Annotated in this window: 14 protein-coding genes; 6 read left to right on the plus strand and 8 right to left on the minus strand. The window is 52.4% G+C overall.

Translation table 11 applies throughout. From position 1 onward, the window contains the following. Positions 1-170 precede the first annotated feature (170 nt). The 4 genes from ACTJJJ_RS01810 to ACTJJJ_RS01825 all read left to right on the plus strand — a co-directional run bounded on the left by ACTJJJ_RS01810 (position 171) and on the right by ACTJJJ_RS01825 (position 6,128). Positions 171-752: a Crp/Fnr family transcriptional regulator gene (locus tag ACTJJJ_RS01810; protein ID WP_440701282.1), complete on the plus strand. Its 582-nt coding sequence runs from the start codon at positions 171-173 to the stop codon at positions 750-752. A 75-nt stretch (positions 753-827) separates the two neighbouring features. After that, positions 828-1,277 carry a DoxX family protein gene (locus tag ACTJJJ_RS01815; RefSeq protein ID WP_426295049.1) on the plus strand — a complete coding sequence of 150 codons (450 nt, stop codon included), beginning with the start codon at positions 828-830 and terminating at the stop codon, positions 1,275-1,277. A gap of 207 nt (positions 1,278-1,484) precedes the next feature. After that, positions 1,485-5,516, plus strand: coding sequence for a hybrid sensor histidine kinase/response regulator transcription factor (locus tag ACTJJJ_RS01820; RefSeq protein WP_440701283.1), 4,032 nt, complete (start codon positions 1,485-1,487; stop codon positions 5,514-5,516). 360 nt (positions 5,517-5,876) lie between these two features. Beyond that, entirely contained in the window at positions 5,877-6,128 is a 252-nt protein-coding gene (locus ACTJJJ_RS01825) for a hypothetical protein (RefSeq protein WP_440701284.1), read from the plus strand. Between the two features lie 40 nt (positions 6,129-6,168). Here the strand turns inward: ACTJJJ_RS01825 and ACTJJJ_RS01830 are convergent, their stop codons facing one another. Continuing rightward, positions 6,169-7,515 (minus strand): Gfo/Idh/MocA family oxidoreductase, encoded by a 1,347-nt coding sequence (locus ACTJJJ_RS01830; RefSeq protein ID WP_440701285.1) that lies wholly within the window; start codon positions 7,513-7,515, stop codon positions 6,169-6,171. A 218-nt stretch (positions 7,516-7,733) separates the two neighbouring features. Here ACTJJJ_RS01830 and ACTJJJ_RS01835 point away from each other — a divergent pair, with 218 nt between their 5' ends. Further along, the gene (locus tag ACTJJJ_RS01835) at positions 7,734-8,786 is read left to right on the plus strand and encodes a methylenetetrahydrofolate reductase (protein WP_440701286.1); all 1,053 of its coding nucleotides are present in this window, start codon (positions 7,734-7,736) and stop codon (positions 8,784-8,786) included. A 24-nt stretch (positions 8,787-8,810) separates the two neighbouring features. Here the strand turns inward: ACTJJJ_RS01835 and ACTJJJ_RS01840 are convergent, their stop codons facing one another. The 7 genes from ACTJJJ_RS01840 to ACTJJJ_RS01870 all read right to left on the minus strand — a co-directional run bounded on the left by ACTJJJ_RS01840 (position 8,811) and on the right by ACTJJJ_RS01870 (position 15,777). Next, positions 8,811-10,100 carry a sensor histidine kinase gene (locus ACTJJJ_RS01840; protein ID WP_440701287.1) on the minus strand — a complete coding sequence of 430 codons (1,290 nt, stop codon included), beginning with the start codon at positions 10,098-10,100 and terminating at the stop codon, positions 8,811-8,813. Position 10,101: 1 nt separating this feature from the next. Then, positions 10,102-10,428 (minus strand): circadian clock KaiB family protein, encoded by a 327-nt coding sequence (locus tag ACTJJJ_RS01845; RefSeq protein ID WP_188931293.1) that lies wholly within the window; start codon positions 10,426-10,428, stop codon positions 10,102-10,104. A 5-nt stretch (positions 10,429-10,433) separates the two neighbouring features. Next, positions 10,434-10,724 carry a circadian clock KaiB family protein gene (locus ACTJJJ_RS01850; RefSeq protein WP_188931291.1) on the minus strand — a complete coding sequence of 97 codons (291 nt, stop codon included), beginning with the start codon at positions 10,722-10,724 and terminating at the stop codon, positions 10,434-10,436. A 9-nt stretch (positions 10,725-10,733) separates the two neighbouring features. Further along, positions 10,734-12,413, minus strand: coding sequence for a circadian clock protein KaiC (gene kaiC / locus ACTJJJ_RS01855; RefSeq protein ID WP_229221785.1), 1,680 nt, complete (start codon positions 12,411-12,413; stop codon positions 10,734-10,736). 213 nt (positions 12,414-12,626) lie between these two features. Then, the gene (locus ACTJJJ_RS01860; protein ID WP_440701288.1) at positions 12,627-13,412 is read right to left on the minus strand and encodes a hypothetical protein; all 786 of its coding nucleotides are present in this window, start codon (positions 13,410-13,412) and stop codon (positions 12,627-12,629) included. 53 nt (positions 13,413-13,465) lie between these two features. Further along, positions 13,466-14,476: a class I SAM-dependent methyltransferase gene (locus ACTJJJ_RS01865; RefSeq protein WP_440701289.1), complete on the minus strand. Its 1,011-nt coding sequence runs from the start codon at positions 14,474-14,476 to the stop codon at positions 13,466-13,468. Between the two features lie 47 nt (positions 14,477-14,523). Next, a complete protein-coding gene (locus ACTJJJ_RS01870) occupies positions 14,524-15,777 on the minus strand; it encodes a styrene monooxygenase/indole monooxygenase family protein (RefSeq protein ID WP_440701290.1) in 1,254 nt (417 codons plus the stop codon). Positions 15,778-15,953: 176 nt separating this feature from the next. On the opposite strand from ACTJJJ_RS01870, the gene ACTJJJ_RS01875 reads away from it, so the two are divergent. Continuing rightward, on the plus strand, positions 15,954-21,560 hold the full coding sequence (locus ACTJJJ_RS01875) for an AAA family ATPase (protein ID WP_440701291.1): 5,607 nt from the start codon (positions 15,954-15,956) through the stop codon (positions 21,558-21,560). Positions 21,561-21,564 lie beyond the last annotated feature (4 nt).

Below are 21,564 nucleotides of genomic sequence, written 5' to 3' on the forward strand. Positions count from 1 at the left end.
TGTCAGGGGGAGGGGATATTAATATTTTAAAAAAATATAGTCCAAAAGAGGGCAGTGCAGATTTAAACGCCGTTAAAATGACCTTAAATTAGGATTAAAATGCACCCTGGATTTGGGTGCCGGAAAGGGACAAACAAACGAAAATAGCGCACTAACGGCGAAGCCCGGCAATGATTACCAGCCTATTAATCCAGAATATCGAACGCCACGTACACCTCGACGTCGGGGAGATTGAATTGGTCCTTTCCCTGTTTCAGCCGAAGCAATTGAAGCGAAAAGCATTTTTGCTGCGGCAAGGCGAAGTGTGCCGGTCGGAGCATTTCATCATGAAAGGGTGTGTTAAAATATATTCTATCGATGAAAATGGATTTGAGCACATTCTGATGTTTGGGGCCGAAGGCTGGTGGGTAGGCGATTTGTTCAGCTTTCTGACGGGGAAGGAAAGCCGTTATCACATCGAGGCACTGGAAGATACCCAACTGCTGCAAATCACGAAGCCCGACCTCGACCTGCTTTACGAAAAGGTCCCTAAAATGGAGCGGTTTTTCAGGATTCTCCTGCAAAATGCATTCATTGCCCATATGGAACGGATCGATCAATCACTTTCGCTCGATGCGGCGGGGCGCTACCAGCATTTTGTGCGTAAATACCCCGCTTTCGGACAGCGTATTCCGCAAAAGCAGATCGCTGCGTACCTCGGCATCACTCCTGTATTTCTCAGTATGCTTCGAAAAAAGTTAATGGAAGGCTGATTTCTTCAACTACTTTAATTTTTTAGGCGCACGCTTTCCGGTCCTTTGCTGCTTCAAATAACCATTAGCAAAGTAATGAAAGCAATCATTTTCAAAGCAAATAACGACTGGACAGGTCTAGTTCTACGCCTTACCATAGGCCTCGTTCTCTTTCCCCACGGCGCGCAAAAAGTACTGGGTTGGTTCGGCGGCCCGGGTTTCAAAGGCGAAATGCAGTTTTTTACCCAAACCCTGCATATTCCCTGGCTCGTGGGCTTCCTGGTGATCCTGATCGAATTCGCGGGTGCGATCGCATTAATCGCCGGTTTCGCTTCCAGGCTTTGGTCTGCGGCTATCATCGGATTGTTTACCGGGATTATTTTCGTCGGGCAGCACGCACAGAACGGCTTTTTTATGAACTGGTTCGGTAACCAGCAGGGTGAGGGCTACGAGTACCATTTGCTCGTGATCGGGCTGGCGCTGGCGATTATCGCGGAGGGCAGCGGGAGGTTTTCGGTGGACAGGAAGCTGTTACCTGCCGGCTAATTTGCCAGGCCCGAATTCTAGCTACAAATGGTGTAAAGTAGGTCTGCTACATTTATTGTTTTTGTAGCTTTTGTTAACCAGGTGAAAACAGCAGGTCTTGTCTTAGGGTTACTTTTTTTGCTGTGCATCCGACCGTGTGCAGCCCAGCCGAACGCTGCCCGACCGAGCGCGGCCCGACCGAATGCCGCCCATCCTTACGTTGCCTGGGTGAAACACTATAGCCCGGCAGAGGGGCTGGCGCATCGGGAAGTGAACGCCATTTTTCAGGACCGGCAGGGGTTTATGTGGTTCGGTACCAAGTATGGGCTCAGCCGTTTAGACGGAAAGACATTTACGAACTTCACCAAAGACCGCAGTGGGCTTGCATTTGATGATATACAATCTATTGCGCAGGACGCCGACGGGATATTGTGGCTGATGGGCCCTTTCGGGGAATCGCGTATTTCTCTTTTCAATCCGCTAACGGGGAAAACCATCTCTTTTGAAGAGAAATTCGGCAAAAAATACCTGAATAGCCACCTGAACGTTCCGCAGCGCCTGCTGGCGACCCCGGATGGGACCATCTTTTTTGCAAACTACCAGTCTGCTATATTGTCTTCCTACCGCTCAAAATCCGGTTTGAAGTCCGTTCGTTTGAAACAGTTCAAGCAATTGACGCTCCTGCGAGCAACGGTTCACAACACGGTTTGGTGCATTGCCGATGGGAAGAACCTGGTCGAGCTTACCGCAGAGGGGCGGGTCCTTCGGGAATATAAGCACTCGGTGAACCTGATCGCGAATTGTATGGGGCAACGCAATGCCGGTAGCGAATTTTGCTATCTGCTTGTAACGCTGTCCCGCGATTTCGCTTACCATTTTTACAGGATAGACGAGGCGGGCAACCGGCATGAATTACCGCGTGCCCAGCTTCCGGTTTTGTCCCAGGCACTTTTTCCGGTTTGTTACATTTTTGATAAAACCGGCGACATGTGGGACGGAACACGTCTTCGCGATTCGACGGGCGCAGTTCTCCTGGATATCAACGATCAGTTGTCGGGGGAAGCGGTAGTCAATCGGAGCTTTTTTGTTGATCGGAACGGTTCGATGTGGCTGGGGACAAGTTTTGGAGTGTATCAGGTGAAAGTAGCACCCAATTACTTTCGCAGGCTGTTTTACAATGCGACCTACACGGGCGAGAAAACGGCGGCGATTCGCGGCATTACCGTTGCGGGAGATGCCGTTTACGCCAGTCTTGAAAAATTCGGACTCTATTCGAGCAGCTTAAATGGAGGATCGGTTAAGAAACTGCTGAGTGAGCCGCGCTATGGCCCAACCGTGGCGCTTGTCGACAATCTCCCTGGTCGGGTAATGCTTGGATTGGGCAATGCGCTGATTGACTATGGGTTCAAAAGCGGGGCGGGAGCGGCATTTGAATTACCCGGTAATGTGACAATTTGGGCTGTGCGCCACTTTGGTGAAGACCGGTGGCTGATCGGTGGCCGCCTGGGACTGTGGTTAGGTGATTCAAAAGCCGGTAAGGTCGAGTCATTCACGAAATTCAACCAGTTCAAGGAGCTGGCGCAGTCGCACGTACTGTACATAGCCCCCGACCGGAAAGGCACTTTCTGGATTTGCTCGGGAACCGGTTTGTATACGGCTGATCCGGTGAAAGGCATTACCGGCCGCTATTGGAGCGGTGGTAAAGGCGAGTTCTACCTGCCGGCGGATGTTTACGAGTATTTTTACGAGGATCAGAATGGCGTCTTTTGGTTGGGAACGGCTAATGCGGGCATGATACGCTGGGACAGGCCGCGGAACAAATACCGCCAGTTCCGGCGCTCTGAAGGGTTGTCCAACGACAATATCCACGCGATCTATCCCGACAGACGTGGGCATCTCTGGCTAAGCAGCGACAACGGCATTATGCAGTTCGACCCGGGGAGACTCACCACCCGGACGTATTTTACCCAAGACGGCCTTACCCATAATGAATTTAACCGCATTGCGCATTTTCAGGACAAGGCCGGCAATATCTATTTCGGAGGACTAAACGGCGTCACCGCATTCAATCCCCGGGATTTTGAGTCCGAAAAACCGACGAATCCGCTGAGTATGCGCGTGGTCTCGTTCCGGCAATTTGATAACTCGCTCGGCGAGCTCAAAGACAAAACGGAAGAGCTTGCTCAAACGCAGAAAATCGTCGTGCAGCCAGGCGAGCATACTGCCGTGCTCGAATTTGCCATGCTGAATTTTACCGACGCGGAAAAGAACGTTTATACCTATCGGTTACAAGGGCTGGACAATGCGTGGACGCAGCAGACCGAATCGACACTGAGGCTTGGGACACTGCCTTACGGCATTTATCAACTGTTGATCAAAGGTCAGGCGGCCGATGGACAATGGTCGGCCAACACGCTGACTTTTGCTGTCGAAGTATTGAAGCCGTTTTATCTGCAAACCTGGTTTTTGGTGCTGGCGGCGCTGGTTTTAATGGCTGGCATCTGGGGTTGGCTCAAATGGCGGATCTGGAATCATCAGCAGGAGCAGGTACGACTGGAAGCGGAGATCAGGCACGCCACAGCGCGCATCGAACAGGATAAGAAGGTTATCGAGCATCAGGCCCGGTCGCTGCATGAGCTCAATGAGGCAAAATCCCGCTTTTTTGCCAATATCTCTCACGAATTCCGGACGCCTCTGACGGTGATACTTGGTATGACTTCCGAACTGAAACGTTATGGGCCTGATGAGCTTTTGAAGCGGAGCCCTCGCGCGGCCGACCTGATCGAACGGAATGGGAGCAGTTTATTGCGGCTGATCAATCAGATCCTGGACCTTTCGAAACTCGAATCCGGGGCGATGCTATGGCAGCCCATCCGGTCGGATTTGGTCAGGTTCGCGCGGTATGTGGCCGAGTCTTTCGATACGATGGCCGCAGGAAAGGATATTCAAATGCATTTTTGTTCCGACGAGGCATTTCTGGAAGCCGATTTTGATAAAGATAAATTGCAGGACATCCTATCCAACCTCCTGACTAACGCCATCAAGTTTACACCGGCAGGAGGGGATATTTATCTGCGGCTGACCCTGGACGACAAGGACCCATTAGTTGGCACGGAATGTTATGAGGCCGTTCCGGTAGGGAGCCAGTCGGATGGCGAATGGATTTCAATTCGTGTACGAAATACCGGTTTGGGTATCGAGGCCGATAAGTTACCCTTGATCTTTGACCGGTTTTTCCAGGTTTCAGGCCAACCGGCTTCCGAAACTGGGGGGACCGGCATTGGCCTCGCGCTCGTGCGGGAGCTGGTATCCCTGATGCACGGCGGGCTGGCAGTCCGAAGTGTGCCTGGCGAAGGCGCCGAGTTTGTTGTACGTTTCCGGCGGACCCGCCGAGCCCCGTTTGTTTTATTGCCGCAGCAGCCGAAGGCCATTTTCAGCAAGCCCGACGTGCCTGAAGCAACTGACGTGACCAGCGAAACGGATGAGGAGAAACCGGTGCTGCTACTTGTGGAAGACAACGAGGATGTGGCTGCTTACATCGTATCTTCACTCAATATCCATTACCAGATTATCCGGGCAGAAAACGGTCAGGCGGGCATCGATTTTGCTTTGGAAAGTATTCCAGATCTGATCCTGACGGACGTAATGATGCCCCTGAAAGATGGTTATGAACTGTGCGATACGCTGAAAAACAACCCGGCGACGAGCCATATTCCAATCGTCATGCTGACGGCCCGGGCCGGGATGAACGACCGGATCAGCGGCCTCCGGCGCGGTGCGGATGCATATCTTACCAAGCCTTATCAACGGGAGGAATTGGAGGTGGTGTTGGGCAATCTGCTCGAATCGCGGCGGCGCCTGCGCGTATATTACAGCCAGCACGCGATGGAGTCGTTGGAGCCTGGTACGGCTTTCGTCGAAGAAAACGAGTCGCTGGAAAACCTGTTTTTACAAAAGTTGCGCTCGGCGCTGGAAGGGCAGTGGGAAAACAGCCCGTCGTCGATGGAAGCCATTTATCACGAGATGGGTATGAGCCGCTCTTCGCTCCACAGGAAGATGATCGCGCTCACAGGTATGTCGGTTACGCGCTACGACCGTTCGCTACGGCTTACGCAGGCGCGTCAATTGCTGACTACCCGCCCCATGACCATTTCCGAAGTTGCCTATGCCGTCGGGTTCGAAGACCCTAAGTATTTCAGCCGGCTGTTTTCCGAAGAATTTGAGTATTCTCCCACGGAATTCCGGCGTCTGAAACAATAATCCACCTTTTTGGGTATATTCTCCACCTGCTTGGCTGCGGCCTTGAATAGCTTTGTAACAAGGATTTAGCGCGATGGCACCCTCTTTCACACTGGCACGCCTGCACACTGAATAATACCATTTAAGCGTCCTCTTCAATTGCTAATTACTCAACGTTGATCGATAGGCTCAGCAGGTGGGAGTTATTCCCGCCTTGCTGCTGCCCCAACAGCATTCAGTTTTTGGAAAACCCTATAAATAACTAAATCGAAAGGAAATGGAAAAGATAACGGTATTTTCTTTTACGATACGCTCAACAGGACATTTATCAGTAAGCTTGTCGCGATTAAAATATGGCAGGAGTAGAAACGCTGGGCATTTATGCCGCCTAATCTGCACGTTTGGGAAATGTTCATCAAGCCGGAGGAAATAAAATCACTTTTAGTTAAAAGCGGGTTCGAATGGAAAGAGCACCACGGGTCCGAACCTAATGTATCTATCCCCAAAATGCTGGGTTATCTCAGGAAACGGGTCAAAGGAGAATGGACTTTCGTAGAGCTCGGTCAAAAGTTCAAATTGGTAGGAAGCAAGGACATGAATATACTCTATGCCGGTTATGCCATCAAGAAATAGAATTGGCGCCCTGCAAACGTGTGTGCAGGGCGCCAATATGTTATACTACCGGGTCCCAGCCCTTCGCATACTCGCGTGACCACAATTTCTCAGCTTCTTTGTCGCCGATAATGTGCCCGTTCTTAGGGTCGATTTTCAGGTCGCGACCCACGCGCCAGGCGATATTGCCGAGCTGCATTGCCACCACACTCTTGTAGCCCAGCTCTACATCGCAGTTCGGTTTGCGGTTGTTGCGGATCGCGTCCAGGAAGTCGGCCACATGGAGGTTGTCCATACCGAGGCTCGGGCTGGCGAGGTTACGGCCTTGCATTCCCGCTTCTTCGGTGGGTGAGTTCACCTCTTTGATCAGTTTGCCATCGAGATCGTAGACCTTGTAGCTGTCGCCGCCGGTGTCGAGACTACCGTTTTCACCGTAAAAAATAATCCCGCGGTCCTGGCCTTCGATCTTGCGCCCATTCGAGCTTCTCGATTCCCAGATCAGCGAAATGCGGCCTGGATAATCCATCGCGATCACCTGCGTGTCGGGTGTTTCCCAATCGTCCTTGAACTCGTACCGTCCGCCCACTGAGCTAACACGCGTCGGGAAGTCGACGCCGAGCCCCCAGCGGGCTACATCCACCTCATGCGTACCGTTGTTGAGGGCCTCGCCGGTACCCCAATGCCAGAACCAGTGCCAATCGTAATGGATCAGGCCTTCTTTGTACGGCATACGCGGTGCAGGCCCCTGCCAGAGTTCATAGTCGAGCCAGGAAGGAACGGTACCCGGTTTCAGATAAGTCGCCTTTCTTTTATTGGTATACCATGTTTTGGCTAAATACACGCGACCTATAATGCCCTGGTGCAACTGCTTGATGCCTTCCGTGAGCACCGGCGCGGACCTGCGCTGCGCGCCCATCTGTACGACGCGCTTGTACTTGCGCGCCGCCTCGACCGCCAGCTCGCCCTCGCGCGGGTTGTGGCTCAGTGGCTTCTCTACATACACGTGCTTGCCCGCCTGGCAGCCCATGATCGTCAGCGGGGCGTGCCAGTGGTCCGGCGTAGCAATATATATGGCATCTATCGATTTGTCTTCCAGTACCTTGCGGCAGTCCTTCTCCGATTTGGGTTTGGCGGTTTGTTTGGCATCCATAACGGCCTCTACGGCTTTCGGGATTGCCCGTTCGTCCACGTCGCAAATGGTACCTACTTCTGCATTTTTCTGACTTGCGAATGTGCCGCTCATGCTTTTGCCCCGGCTGTTGACCCCGATCGTCGCTATGCGGATGAGGTCGTTCGCACCGATAATGCGGTTATAGCTCCTCGCGCTGAAACCCATGGCCGTTCCGCCGATGGCGATCCCCAGCGAGCCTGCCGCGGTAGTTTTTAAAAATTCACGTCTGTTAGCCATGACTGGTAATGTGTTGATCCGAATTACTAAGTATTGCCGCGCCGGTATATACCTTTCCGCCGCGTGCAAATCCGAAGATTTTCGTGTCGTCAGAAGGCTTTGAAAAAAAGCAGTAGGAAGGAAGCGGCCGGTGCGGGGATTTTGCTGAATAATAAAAAAGATACGCAGGAGGAGCATTCACTAGTAATAAATTCAGAAAATGATGTTTAGTTTGAAGAATGGACGGCCAGGGTAGCAGGATGTCCATCATGCAGGTATTCTTTTATGGAGAAGCGGCAGGAAGCCGTATATCAAGTAATGTCATGTTTCTAAACAAGATCAAATCCCAGGAATCAGGAGTGGTACTTTACGGTATCACGCCACCCAAAGCCGACACCACTGCTGAACGCATTGCCGAGATTGCCCAGAAGACTATTGAGCGGTTAGCAGCGCTCGATATTGATGCGCTGGTCGTGTATGATGTGCAGGATGAATCGGCCCGCACCAAAGAGGAAAGGCCTTTCCCGTTCCTGAACTCGCTTGATCCGCTCATTTTTGCCTCGGAATATCTGGGCACGCTCGACGTCCCGAAAATAATATACCGTCCTGCCGGCAAGTTTTCCGGAGAGGAGCTGTCCGAATGGCTCGAAGCGCTGCACAAGCAAAGTTTCTACCCTGTGTTTGTCGGCGTTCCCGCTCCCGATTTTCCAGTAAAGACCAGTCTTCCAGAAGCTTATAAAATCTGGCGCAAAAATGAAGAAACGTCCGTTATCGGTGCTGTAACCATTCCCGAGCGCCATAAAGTGCTGCGAGATGAAGATGTGCGGATACTGGATAAGATGGAAAGCGGGGTGTCTTATTTCATTTCACAGTGTGTTTTTAACCTCGAGTATGCAAAGCAGGTGATCGACGACCTGGCCCTTAGTTGCGACCGCCAGCAGATAGCCCCGCCTACGATTATTTTCACGATTACGGCATGCGGGTCCGAAAAAACGCTGCATTTCATGGATTGGCTGGGCATTAATGTGCCCGAAGAGCTGAAAGAAGATCTTCGAAAGTCCGATGATATGCTTGAAAGGTCGGTCAATATATGCCTTGACATTGCTTCCGAGCTTACCACATTCTGCATGCAGCGGTCCATTCCCTTCGGTTTCAATATCGAGAGCGTGGCTATCCGCAAAGCAGAAATCGAAGCTTCCATTTACATGGCAAGCCAGATTAGCCAAATGCTGAAAGACAGAGGTGTAAGGAAGTCGGTTAATACACTAAAAGTAATCGGAACTACAACTTAAACCTGACCGATATGTTTGCCCGTATCAGGCCACGGCCATCGGCTGTTTAACGGGCAGGCTGATCGTGAAGCGGGAGCCTTTACCCGGGGTGCTTTCGGCGGAAATCCTTCCGTGATGCCTTTCGATGATTTTCCGGGTGATTGACAGCCCGATCCCGGAACCCTCGTACTGGTCTTTGTTATTGAGCCGTTCGAACAGGGAGAATATCCTTTCGTGGTATTGCTTTTCAAAGCCGATGCCATTATCGGCAACGACAATGTGGTAAAGAGCAACCTCGTCTGGTCCGTCGGAAGGAGCATTCGTCGGCGTACAGAATATCCGGATTACCGGCGGCTGGTCGTGCCGGGAAAACTTAATGGAGTTGCTGATCAGGTTCTGGAAAACCTGCTTAATCTGCGCCCGGTTTCCTTCGAGGACCGGCAGCCGTTCTACGACCACTTCGGCATTCCGCTCCTGTAACAGCAATTCGTAATCGTCCAGGATTTCAGCGATTATCGCTTCCAGATTCACCTCATCAAAGGCGTGAGGGCTTGTCGACAGGCTGGAATAATTCAGAATATCCGATGCCATCGAACGCATTCTTTGCGAAGACGAAATGATTTTATCGAGGTATTTGCGGCTTTCCGGGGGAAGCTCCTTCGCATGCCGGTCCCTGATCATGTTAGAGAAAATCAATATTTTCCGCAGAGGCTCCTGAAGGTCATGAGAGGCGATCGAAGCGAACTGTTGGAGGTCGTGATTGCTCGCTTCCAGTTCCCCGTTGGCGATAGTCAGGCGTTCGTTATTCTCTTTAAGCAAGCCCTGGATCCTTTTTTGAAAAGTAAGGTTCGTGACGATCACGCTCAACGACAGCCCCTCGTCCAGTTGCAGCACCGCAAGGGATAGCTGGCACGGTACTGCGTCGCTATCCCGGCAAATCTTAACTTCGATCTGCATATCCTTGTTCCAGGCCATACCGAACGCATCTTTGAACTCCGGTTGGCAATCATCAGAAACAAATGATTCGAAAACCTTTCCGACGATGTCCGATAAAGTGGCGTCCAGCATGGACGCGAACCGCGAATTGGCGTAGAGAATAATGCCGTCTTCGTTCAAGGTTACGGCGCCCTCGTTCATCTTCTCGATAAAGAGGCGGTAGGAGTGGTCGGCGGTTTTGAGTGTGTAAAGCTGGTGTCCGGCTTTGGCGTCGTTAACCACCAGGGCGTCCACCTGACCCGTGCGTATCGCGTCGATGGTGTCGGTGGCTTCCTCCAATCGCCGGCTTAGCTCGGCGTTTTCCCGAAGCAGTTGTTCGTAAGTTTTCAGATCGCCCATATCATTCGCCGGAAATACCAAGACCTTTCAAAACTTTCTGCGTATCGGACATATCCCCGATGAGCCGCCGCTCGGGAAAAGGCCTTGATTTGATCAGCATCGGCAGGGCCACAAGCTGTTCCTGCGAGGCAAGCGACTTCTCCTGATGAACATCTATCACCCGGAGCGTATATCTTTCCTTGATGTATTGTTCACAGATTTCCCTAAGATTCGCTACCGCCCGTATCGAATTGGAGGAAGCACCGGCTATATACAGGTTTAGCTCGAAGTGATTGTCCACCTCGTCGCCATCATCCCAATCCTGTTTCTGGTGTATTCCTTGAATCATCTCACTTAGTTTGCCGGGCGAATATTGAGTCCTACCAATACTTTTTCTTCATTAGAAAGGTCTCCGATGATCTTACGAATAGGCTCGGGGACCTTTTTGACGAGCGTCGGAATGGCTAGTATCTGATCGCCTTCGGCCAGTTGCGGTTGAACCAGTAAGTCGATCACTTCTATCACATATTTATCTTTCAGGTGCTCCTCGCAGTATTTTTTAAGATTTGCGAGCGCGGTCACGGACCGGGCGGTTTTCCCGGCGACGTACAGTCTGAGCTCCCATATTTCCTCATTTACCTCCATAATACGGTGTTAAAGCAAATTGTCGCGCTTGTGCGTGAGTTCTTTGCGATTGTCGTTTAGAATGCTCTTTTTGAGCTCGTCCTCGATATAACTTTTGTTAAGCTCTTCCTGTACCGACTCGAATTCTTCCTTCAAAGCCGCGATCCTCGATTCGAGGACCAGTCTTTTGCGTTCGATCTCCCGGTCTTTTCTCGAAATGGCATGGTCGTGAATGGCTTCGGAGGTTCTTTCCAACAATTGTTGTGTCTCCCGTGCGGAGCCCGTCAGCACGCCTACGGGGCCGAGGAATACATCTACCAGTTTAAGGCCTTCGTCCGTAATGACAAACTCCCTTACCTGGTTAGAATGCTTCATCCCACGCGATTTCATGACGTACAATCCACGGTTGCGCTCACCATTGGACTCGATGTCCCTCACGAGTATCCAAACGTCCACCAGGGACGAGATGCTCTCGTCGGTTTGTTCAGCTTTGCCGTCATTGAGTGCCAGCGCTGTAAACATGACGGTAATCTGCTGGCTTTGCAGAAAATCGATGAGGCGTGTGAGCAGGCTCTTTACCTCGCTGGTTGAGCCGACTGTAATGAGATTGCTGATCGGGTCGAGGACGACCACGTTGGGTTTGAACTTTTCGACGAGCCTTATGATGTTCAGCAAATGCATTTCGAGACCGTTAAGCGTGGGCCTGGATGCACTGAATAGCAGCAGGCCGCTATCCAGGTGACTTTGCAGATCGATATTAATCGATCGCATGTTGCGAACGATCTGGTGCGGCGATTCTTCGAATGCAAAATAGATGGCACGTCCGCCGTCTTTACACGTGCTGTCGATAAAACTCCCCGCTATGCTGGTTTTTCCCGTACCCGCCGTGCCGGAAACCAATACGCTGCTGCCCTTGAAGAAGCCCTTTCCGTTGAGCATTTTGTCCAGTGCGGGAATGCCTGATGATAACCTTTCGACCGAGGTCGGATGGTTCAGTTGCAGTGAAGTGACAGGTAACACGGAAATGCCTTCATCGTCGATCAGAAACGGATATTCGTTGGTGCCGTGAATCGTGCCGCGGTATTTTACGATCCTTAGAATGCGGGTAGATATCTTGTTTTCAATCCGGTGATCGAGCAGGATTACACAATCCGACACATATTCTTCGAGGCCCTGGCGTGTAAGGGATGCCTCCCCTTTTTCGCCGGTAATGATCGTTGTTACCTTCTTTTCTTTAAGCCATTCGAACAGCCTGCGGAGCTCGGCTCTTAATACGCCCTGATTGGTCAACCCTGCGAAGAGGCTTTCGATGGTATCCAGCACCACGCGCTTGGCACCAATACTGTCTATCGCATATCCGAGCCGAATAAAGAGGCCTTCCAGATTGTATTCACCAGTCTCTTCGATCTCACTGCGTTCAACACGCACGTGATCGATCCGGATTTTCCCGTCGGCCTGCAATTGGTTCAAGTCGAATCCCAGGGATGCTACATTGACGGCCAGTTCTTCTGCTTTTTCTTCAAAAGCCACAAAAACACCAGGTTCGTTATACCGTGTAGCACCGTGAACCAGGAATTCCATCGAGAACAGGGTTTTCCCTGACCCGGCAGCGCCGCAAATCAGTGTTGGCCTGCCGGAGGGCAATCCGCCCGCAGTTATTTCGTCGAGGCCGCGCATGCCGCTGCTCGATTTGGGGAGTGTACGATGCATTTTGGTTGATTCTGAGGGTTCCAAACTCATGGTCAATTCTTGAATGGTCTGTTAAATGAAACACTTTCCGGGAAAACGCCCCCAGAGGAGTGCTCCACAGAAAGATTTCAATAAAAACCATGCCTGAACAATGAACGTATACCCTGCATATGGCAAAGGCACCGCCGGACGACGTATCGCCTGGCAGTGCCTTTGGGGAATATTCAACGTCTATTATTGACCCGCTGCCGGCTCACTGTAAAAGAAGTCGTCCATGATCACCAGATCGTCGTTGGCATTGTATTTGTACCCGCCGGAAATGCCCGCCGAACCGGAGGTAATCGTAACCCTTGTCACTTTGTTGTCGGGAAAAACGACGCCAAGGAATGAGAAGCCGTTGCCGTCCGTTCTGGTAGGTACTTTGAACTTACCCAGGCTTTTATCTCCTTCGAAAAACTCAATACTGCTGATGTTGTCGCGGTCCACATCGGAGAATATGGCTCCGAAGCCCCTCACGAATGCGGCATTGGACGTGCCGGGTATTTTGAAAGTCAGGTCCATTTTGTTGCTGCCGATAGCGGCAAACGTGCGGGCCGGGCTGAACGCCTTGAATTGCTCGCTATGGCCGGAAACCGCGTCGCTGAAATCCTTGTCGCTTACCCGCAAGCCTTTACCGGGCGTGGAGAAGATAACGCCGCGCTTTCTGCCGGCGGGCAGAGCGGGGTCGGTACTGTTGAAAAAGTCACCAGGGAAATTGTCGGTATTTGTCTGGTTGTCGGGTACGGCGTCCCAGTTGATCTCCCGGCGGCCGGTTGTATTGACGGTCGTGTTCAGCGGATTGCCCAGTAATGTCCTAAATGCCGAGATTTGCGTGTTAATATCGCCGCTGCCTTTGATTTCAGTGAAATTGATCGCCGGCGAGGGGTTTTGATCGTCATTGTCTGAACTACAAGCGGAGACTAATGCGATGCAAGCAAAAAGTGTGACATTGCCCAGAATTGTTTTGAATGATGTTTTCATGGATAATTGAATTGATATGGATATAGAATGGAATCGAAAAATTCTTGAAAGCATTAATTCATACAAAGTGTGGCCTGATCAGCCGGGACCGGACTTTTGATTTTTAGAAACAGATTGATCCCGAGTGGTTCCTGCTCAACGGTGATCAGCTCCCGCTGTACCCCGGCCTGGAGAGAGAGACTGACCAATTTTTCGCGGCTCCGGTGAATGAGGAACCATTCCCCGAAGAGCTCCATATACCCGCGGCTCGGATTTTGCTCGGAGAAATTACCGATCAGGATCTCCCCGCCCGGGCGCAGCATGGTCAGCAGTCGTTTCAGCGCCAACACAAACAGCCGGTCTTCGAAATAATCAAACAACCCCGCCGACCAGATCACATCGTACTTTTCGGCACTGGAAAAACGCAGGATATTCTTTTGGTTGAAATTGATCTGTTCAGCGTATGGGCTGCACAGCCCGGAAGCAAACGCGATGGCGTCCGCATCGATGTCCACACAGGTAGTAACCAGCATGTCCGGCCCAACCTGGGTATATAGCTCGTAAAGATCACGCGCGGGACCGCTGGCGACATTCAGCAGGTGAAGCGGGGTTTTCCGGCCGTCGATCTTGCGTGTTAACTGCTGTTTAAAAAAAACCTTTCTGTTGCGGACGGCCCCGGTTGCGATGTTATGGTGGAAATACCGGTCCCAGCGCTCATATGATTTGTGGCAGGAGTGATGATGCGTATAGATCATGTCGATCAGCCGGAAATCACCTGCATAGCCCAACGGCTTTCTGTATACGTATCCGTGGATCGTTTCCGCCCGGAATTCGTCGTGAAACAAGCCTTGCAGAAACGTCAGCGTAGTGCTATCAAGCTGGCCCGCCAGCTTCATCTGATATAAGTTATCCATCAATGCATCCAGCAGTGGATATTCGGATTCCTGCGGCCCTCCGGCAGCCAGCATGTCAACCAGAACACTGACGGCATCGGATGCGGTTACACGACGGGTGGGTGCAGGGGCGGTGAGCACAATAGAGTCCCCGTCAGCGTCCCGAAGAGACGCGAAGCTTTGATTCTGCATGATTCAGTTGAGTTTGGTGTAAGTATGTGCTAAAAAAAGGGAAATGCTTAGAATGCTGCCGAGGCGGGTATCATGGTTTTTCTTGTGAGGTAGTCGCGCGCGGCATCGGCGTCGTCGAGCCAGGGGAACAAGGCGGGCGGATGGTTGAAACCGTTCACGAAATCGGAAGCGACCTCGGGATGGCGGGCGGCTGCCTGCAGAATTTCGACCACGTGGGGTGCGGGCGGTGCCAGAAAAATGTCGCAAAAACGGTTGACATGCTGCGAATACTGCCAGAATTCTTCAAAAGTCCGGTTCATCCATTCTACATCGAACGGGGCATCACCCCGGTTAATGATCGCCTGCGCATAAGTATTCGCCATTTTAGAGGCATTATTCCCGCCCTGGCCTACTATCGGGTCGTTGAGGATAACAGTGTCGCCCACACCGAGCACGGCCGCCGTCGAATTGAGCTGTACAACGGGCTTTCTGACCACGGGTGTGAAGGAGCCTTTCAGAAAAGCGTTGTTGCCGACAAGTGCCGCATTTTCAAATGCGGGATACCGCCAGGGCAGGAGCGTGCGCATCATTTCCTTTGCTTTGTCGAGGATCGCCGCCGCCGAATCGGCTTCGTCGAAAACGTCCATCGGACCCCCCGGAATGCTTTCGAGAAGCAGGAAGGCGCATTGAATGTCGTCCTTTTGGTAAAACGGTGCCGTAATAATCTCCCCGGCACCCATTACCGCGTCCAGCGTGATCGCATTGAACCGGGTTCTGTGTGTGTGTTCGAAATCGTTGATATGGATCTGCACAAGCTTGCGGGCCGGCACCTGGTGTGTCGACCGTTCTTCGTCTTTTGTAAACAGCCTCGCCAGAGGGCCTTTGCCGGATGAAACGACGACGAGATCGAACTGTGCCGTGCATGCCAGCAGGTCGGAGGGGGTGGTGTCGCTTACAATGAACTTGCCGCCGAGTTTTTCGAACAGTTTGATCCATTGATAAAATTTCAAACGCTGATCGATGGAAGCGCCTGGTTTGCTGGTGCGCGATTGGATTCCGAAAGCAAAGTCGCCGGCGGGGGTACCAAAGTTGATATTGAACCCGGTCGAATGGAAAGCGGTGTCGGCCCAGAGATCGAGGCCCAGCTCCTTCTCCAGTTGCAGGGTATCGTTGAAAAGGTAGGTGGCGCCGGTTGGCGGCCCGTTGAAGATCTCCTCTGCCGAACGCTCCGAAATGATGGTCACGTCATATCCGCTTCTGACCAGTCTGATACCAAGGTGTAGTCCCGATTGGCCCGCGCCCATAATTGCTATCTTTCTCATTGTCCGATGTGTTTGATTTCATTTGATGCTGACAAAGGTACAGTCACCGACTGGTGCCAAGTGGTAAGAACTCCTTAAAAAGTATAAAAAAATATAAAAATCAGGCAGGCTCCATTTGACGGTATTGCCTGGAAGTTACCTTTGCATTGCTTTGAAACTGAATATTTTAAGATGTAATGAGTCTCGACAATATACAAGTGCCGGACTACCGGGTCACGCAGGAACTTTATAAAGACCGGAGCCGCGTTTTTTTTTCGGCGGTGCGTGAAAGCACGGGCGAAAAAGTCATTTTAAAAGCAGTCCCCGTTTCCGCCGGGAGCGAGCAGGTGTACGACCGGTCGTCCGAGGGATTCGCCTGGCTGAATACCCGGCGGTTCGACCGCATTCTGAATACCCGGCGGTTCGTACGGACAGAAAGCTACCACATTACCGAATTGGACTATTTCGACGGTATGCTGTTAGAGCAATATCTGGATACCAATGAAATAGACATTCCCACCGGCATTGCGATCGCAGAAGAGCTCGTTCTGATCGTGGAGGAACTGCATTACCAGGGCATTACGCACTCCGACCTCCGCCCGGCACACTTGTTGATCGATCCTTCGACAGCAAGCATCCGGCTCGCAGACATGCTCCATGCACGGCCATTGGCCACCGATCCTGGCGTCTTGGGCCACCACTCGGCTATCGATCTACATTACATTGCCCCCGAACAAAGCGGGCTTATCGACGTCCCTGTCGATTATCGCTCCGAGTATTACCACCTGGGCGTGTTGTTTTACCGCCTTTTCACCGGCAAATTGCCGTTTGACAGCACCGACCCGAATGAACTCGTACATGCGCACATTGCGCGTACGCCCGGGCGCCTTTCCGAAGGACCGTCCGCGCTTTCAAGCATTGTACTGAAACTGTTGGCGAAGAAGCCGGAAGACCGTTATCAGACCACCCGCGGCATACTGGCGGACCTGGCGATCTGTAAAAGCAATGGGCTTTTGTCGGAAGATTTTGTGGCCGGCAAGGCCGATCAACCCGGCGTTTTCAGAATATCCGACGGCCTTTACGGGCGCGCGGATGAGGTGGCGCAGATACTGGCCGCCTACGCACGCATTCACGAGGCCAATGAGCTGGTGCTGGTATCGGGGCAATCGGGGATCGGGAAATCGTCGCTGGTCGCCGCCGTGCAGCAACGATTGGAAGCCGCCGGGGCGCTCTTTATTTCCGGGAAATTTGATCAGTATGTCCAAAATATTCCGTTCGAAGGGGTGATCAAATCCTTCAAAGAGCTGGTGTGCAAGATATCGCAGGGCGATGCAGCTCACTGGAAAAAGACCATTACAGGCGCGCTAGGGCCTTTTGGGCAGATTATTGTTGACGTTATCCCCGAGTTGCAACATCTCATTGGGCGCCAGCCTGCCGTAGAACGCCTTTCGCCGCTGGAAGCGCAGAACCGGTTCGTAAATGTATTTACCAATTTTATTAATGTTTTTACCAAACCAGAACACCCGCTGGTTATATTCCTCGACGATTTACATTGGGCCGACCTTTCCAGCCTGCGTTTCCTGAGCCGCGTTACGCATTCGGTAGAGGGGAGGAATCTGCTCATCATTGGCACCTATCGCGACAATGAAGTCCCGGCCGCGCACCCCCTCCGGACGGCCATCCGGGAACTCGATAAAAGCCAGTCCCGCCTGACCCGGATCGCACTTCTTCCTTTGCGTAAAGAGACCATTTCAGAACTCGTGGCTGATACTTTTTCATGTCCCGCAAGTGCAGCAATGCCATTGGCGGAGGTGGTTCTGGCGGGAACGTTGGGTAATCCCTACTTTGTGTCGGAAACCCTTCAAAGGTACTATCACCAGGCGATGATCACCTACGATGCGAAGGAGAAGAAATGGTTATGGGACCTGGAACGGCTAAACAGCGACACGAAATCGGTTTCCTCCCAGCATTTGCTGGCCACTAAGATCACCAGCCTTTCCCCCGCGGCCCGGAAAGCGCTGACCACCGCCTCCTGCATCGGTACCGAGTTCGATCTGGTGGTGTTGTCGGCGCTGCTGGACAAAACCCCGCAGGAAACGGGGGAGGATGTCCAGGAGGCTGTAACCGAACACCTGCTCCGCGTCGTCGCAAGCCGGCAGCCGGCAGCGCATTACCTGGTTCAAAACAGATACATTTTTGTGCACGATCAGGTTCAGGCTGCGGCCTATGACCTGCTTACGGTTGGGGAACAGACCGATACCCACCTGAACACCGGCTATTTTCTCCTCGAAAGGCTTTCGGCGGAGGAACGGGGACAGCAGCTTTTCGAGATAGTCAATCACCTGAATTACTGCCCCGAATACGAGGCCGCCTCCGAGCGCCGCCGGATCGCCCGCCTTAATTGTGACGCCGGCGAAAAGGCCAAGGCATCGGCAGCCTATTCGGTGGCATTCGCCTATTTTAAAAAGGGCAGGGAGCTGCTTAGGCAGGAAGACTGGCAGGATGATTACCCGCTTGCGTTCTCCCTCGGTATTCAATGCGCAGAGAGCGCTTATCTGGCAGGTCATCACGAGGTTTGCCTGGCCATCGCGGGGGAGATACTTGCCCGTGCCAACCGGCTCGAAGACAAGGTAGAAATCTACGACGTTCAGATCCGGTGTCTTATTTCAAGTGAACAGGAAGGCGCTGCTATTGAAATTGCCCTCGCTGTTCTGCGCGAGCTGGGCATCCGTTTTCCCGGCCGACCCGGCAATGTGCATATTATTACTGCCTATCTGAAATCGAAATGGTGGCTGCGCGGGAGAACGATCGAATCGCTGTTGCTGCTGCCGGCCATGACGGATGTTCGCGCGCTGGCGGCTATGCGGGTGTTGCAGAACATCACCGCCATAGTGTATGCCAGGATCCCCGCGCTGTATCCGCTGATGGTCATCAAAATGGTGGAGCTTTCACTCAGGCATGGTGTGGCGGCGGAATCGGCGATCACATTTGCAACCTATGGGGCGATAGTCAATGCCGTTGAAACGAATCCCACGGCCTGTTACCGCTATGGCAATCTTGCGCTGAAACTGGCCGAGCAAGCCGGCGGCGTAGCGCGCGAGCGGACTTTGCTGGTGTACAACATCGTGAACCGCCCGTGGGGCCAGCATATCAACGATTCCCTCGAACCATTGCGGAAGTCGTACCTGACGGGCATTGAAATGGGTGATCTCGAGTATTGCACCTATGCGTCTAACAGCTACGCCTTTCATTTAATGCTGTCTGGGAAAAACCTGCATTGGGTCAAGCATGAGATCATGCGGTTCAATGAGCCGCCGCGGGCACTTTCCCGCGAGCACACAACCCATCACAACGAGCCATTTATCCAGATAATCGCCAGCCTCCTCGGCAACACCGACGACCCCGCGACACTTTCAGGGCCTTATTTTGATGAAAAACCTGATTTTGCGGCAATCCTGGCTCAAAAGGACCGGTCACGGATGTTTGCCTGTTTTGTCTATAAAATGATTATCGCATACCTCGACGGAAACCCATCCCGGGCAATGCTGCATGCTACACATGCCTCAGTTTACCTCGATGCCGTAAAGGCATCACTTTTTGATCCGCTGTACACTTTCTTTCTGGGGTTGGTCAATGTGGGCTTACATCGCGCGGGCGACCGTAACCCGCGACATATCCGTTCGGCCAAAGCCCAGTTGAGAAAGCTGCAAAAGCTGGCGGGAACGGTTCCCGTCAATTTTGCGCACCGCTATTACCTGCTCGATGCCGAGATTATGGCCATTGAAGGTAAAGGCAGCCAAGCCATTGCCTGTTTCGACCAGGCCATCGTCACGGCGCAGGCAAATGGTCACGCACATGAGGCCGCGCTCGCACATGAGCTCTGCGGCAGGTATTGGGTTGAAAAAGGGCAGGGAAAAGCGGCCGACTTTTACCTGCGCGCCGCGCTGGACGGCTACCACGAGTGGGGGTGCGTATTAAAGGAGCGACAATTGCTCGCCGCGTTCCCCGGAATAGCCCACTCCATGGAAGAGCACGGAAAAACAGCACCGCTGAATGCCGGCGAAAGCATTGCATCAACGCTCGATCTGTCGACATTAATGAAGACTTCCGCGGCCATTTCAAGCGAGGTTATTTTTGATCAGCTCATGGAAAAACTCATGCAGTTCGCGATCGAAAACGCAGGTGCGCAATCGGGTTACTTCATCATAGACTGGGGCGGAGAACTGATGATCGAAGCGACGCGGTCGGTGGTGAACGAACGGACCGATATTCGGAAAATCCCTTTAGCCGAATCGGTATCGGTTCCGCCGGGCATTATTGAGCATGTTTTCCTGAACAAGACCGATATTGTTTTACCGGATGCGCAGTTGAGTGAATTCAAAAGCGACCCGGTAGTGGCTGTCCGGGGCGTTCGCTCAGCCTTGTGTATCCCCGCATTGAATCAGGGGAAAGTCGTTGGCGCGCTCTATCTGGAAAACAACCTGGCGACGGGGGTTTTTACCCAGGAACGCACCCAGTTGATCAAACTCCTCTCGGGGCAGATAGCGGTGGCGATCGAAAATGCGATTTTGTATGAAAAGCTGGAACAGAAAGTGGCCGTCAGAACGGCTGAAATCCAGATTCAAAAGGAAGAAATAGAGCGGCAGAAGCAACTTGTGGAGCAGAAATCACGGTTCAAAGAGCAGTTTTTTGCCAATATGAGCCATGAGATCAGGACACCGATGACAGCGATTCTGGGAATGTCCGAACTGATTTTTGATACTCCCCTCAACGACAAGCAACTGGAATATGCCAAGGGCATCCGCTATTCTTCGGAAAACCTGCTGGCCATTATCAACGATATTCTCGACTATTCGAAAATCGAGGCGGGCAAATTTTCATTTGTAAATAAACCCTTCGAGGTTCGCGACCGGTTGGAGCGGCTGGGCTACATTCTGAGGGTAATAGCGGAAGAAAAAGGCTTGAAGCTCGAAATTTCCGTAGATCCCGACGTGAGCCCGCAACTGATCGGCGACCCGATCCGGCTCCACCAGATTCTGCTGAACCTGGCCGGTAATGCAGTGAAATTCACCGAAAACGGCTCCGTATCCATTCGAGCAGGCGTTGCCTCGCGCGACGAGACGTACGAGCAACTGCAATTCGCCGTGAATGATACCGGCATCGGCATCGCCGAAGATAAGCTGGAATACATCTTCGAGACCTTCGCCCGGATCGACGACGATTCGAACAGCAGGCAGTCGGGTACCGGTTTGGGACTTTTTATTGCCAAAAAACTGGTGGAAGAACAGGGCGGACGGATGCAGGTCCAAAGCCGGCCAGGGCAGGGGACCACTTTTAGTTTCGACCTCACATTTCAGATATGTAACCCGTCCGAAGACCATGCCGAGGCCGGGGACGACACGCCGCTTACCGGGCTGGCGGTATTGCTGGTCGAAGATAATCTGTTTAACCAGGTGGTGGCGGAAGAGACTTTGAAGAAGTTGATCCGCGACGTTAGCGTGACGATTGCCGACAATGGGGAGATCGCATTGCAAAAACTGGCTGACGGTGATTTCGATATTGTACTGATGGACGTGAAAATGCCTGTGATGGACGGTTACAGCGCCACGCGGGCCATTCGTGCACGTGAAAACGGCCGCCGCGTGCCGATACTGGCATTTACATCCAACGCCAATCCCTCCGAAGCGCAAAAATGCCTGGACGCCGGTATGGACGACTACATTACCAAGCCCATTGAAGCCAAGAAATTGAAATACAAAATCAGGAAGCTTTTGCCGGCAAGCCAGGCCGGCACATTTGAATGAGCTG

Source organism: Dyadobacter sp. 22481 (assembly GCF_052044875.1).
Taxonomy (GTDB): Bacteria; Bacteroidota; Bacteroidia; order Cytophagales; family Spirosomataceae; genus Dyadobacter; species Dyadobacter endophyticus.

Bases quoted from the DNA above. Each gene is read 5' to 3' on its own strand.
- ACTJJJ_RS01860 (WP_440701288.1), bottom strand. From the start codon at position 13,412: ATGAAAACATCATTCAAAACAATTCTGGGCAATGTCACACTTTTTGCT.
- ACTJJJ_RS01810 (WP_440701282.1), top strand. From the start codon at position 171: ATGATTACCAGCCTATTAATCCAGAATATCGAACGCCACGTACACCTC.
- ACTJJJ_RS01850 (WP_188931291.1), bottom strand. From the start codon at position 10,724: ATGGAGGTAAATGAGGAAATATGGGAGCTCAGACTGTACGTCGCCGGG.
- ACTJJJ_RS01875 (WP_440701291.1), top strand. From the start codon at position 15,954: ATGAGTCTCGACAATATACAAGTGCCGGACTACCGGGTCACGCAGGAA.
- ACTJJJ_RS01815 (WP_426295049.1), top strand. From the start codon at position 828: ATGAAAGCAATCATTTTCAAAGCAAATAACGACTGGACAGGTCTAGTT.
- ACTJJJ_RS01870 (WP_440701290.1), bottom strand. From the start codon at position 15,777: ATGAGAAAGATAGCAATTATGGGCGCGGGCCAATCGGGACTACACCTT.
- ACTJJJ_RS01825 (WP_440701284.1), top strand. From the start codon at position 5,877: ATGCCGCCTAATCTGCACGTTTGGGAAATGTTCATCAAGCCGGAGGAA.
- ACTJJJ_RS01830 (WP_440701285.1), bottom strand. From the start codon at position 7,515: ATGGCTAACAGACGTGAATTTTTAAAAACTACCGCGGCAGGCTCGCTG.
- kaiC (WP_229221785.1), bottom strand. From the start codon at position 12,413: ATGCATCGTACACTCCCCAAATCGAGCAGCGGCATGCGCGGCCTCGAC.
- ACTJJJ_RS01840 (WP_440701287.1), bottom strand. From the start codon at position 10,100: ATGGGCGATCTGAAAACTTACGAACAACTGCTTCGGGAAAACGCCGAG.
- ACTJJJ_RS01845 (WP_188931293.1), bottom strand. From the start codon at position 10,428: ATGATTCAAGGAATACACCAGAAACAGGATTGGGATGATGGCGACGAG.
- ACTJJJ_RS01865 (WP_440701289.1), bottom strand. From the start codon at position 14,476: ATGCAGAATCAAAGCTTCGCGTCTCTTCGGGACGCTGACGGGGACTCT.
- ACTJJJ_RS01835 (WP_440701286.1), top strand. From the start codon at position 7,734: ATGGACGGCCAGGGTAGCAGGATGTCCATCATGCAGGTATTCTTTTAT.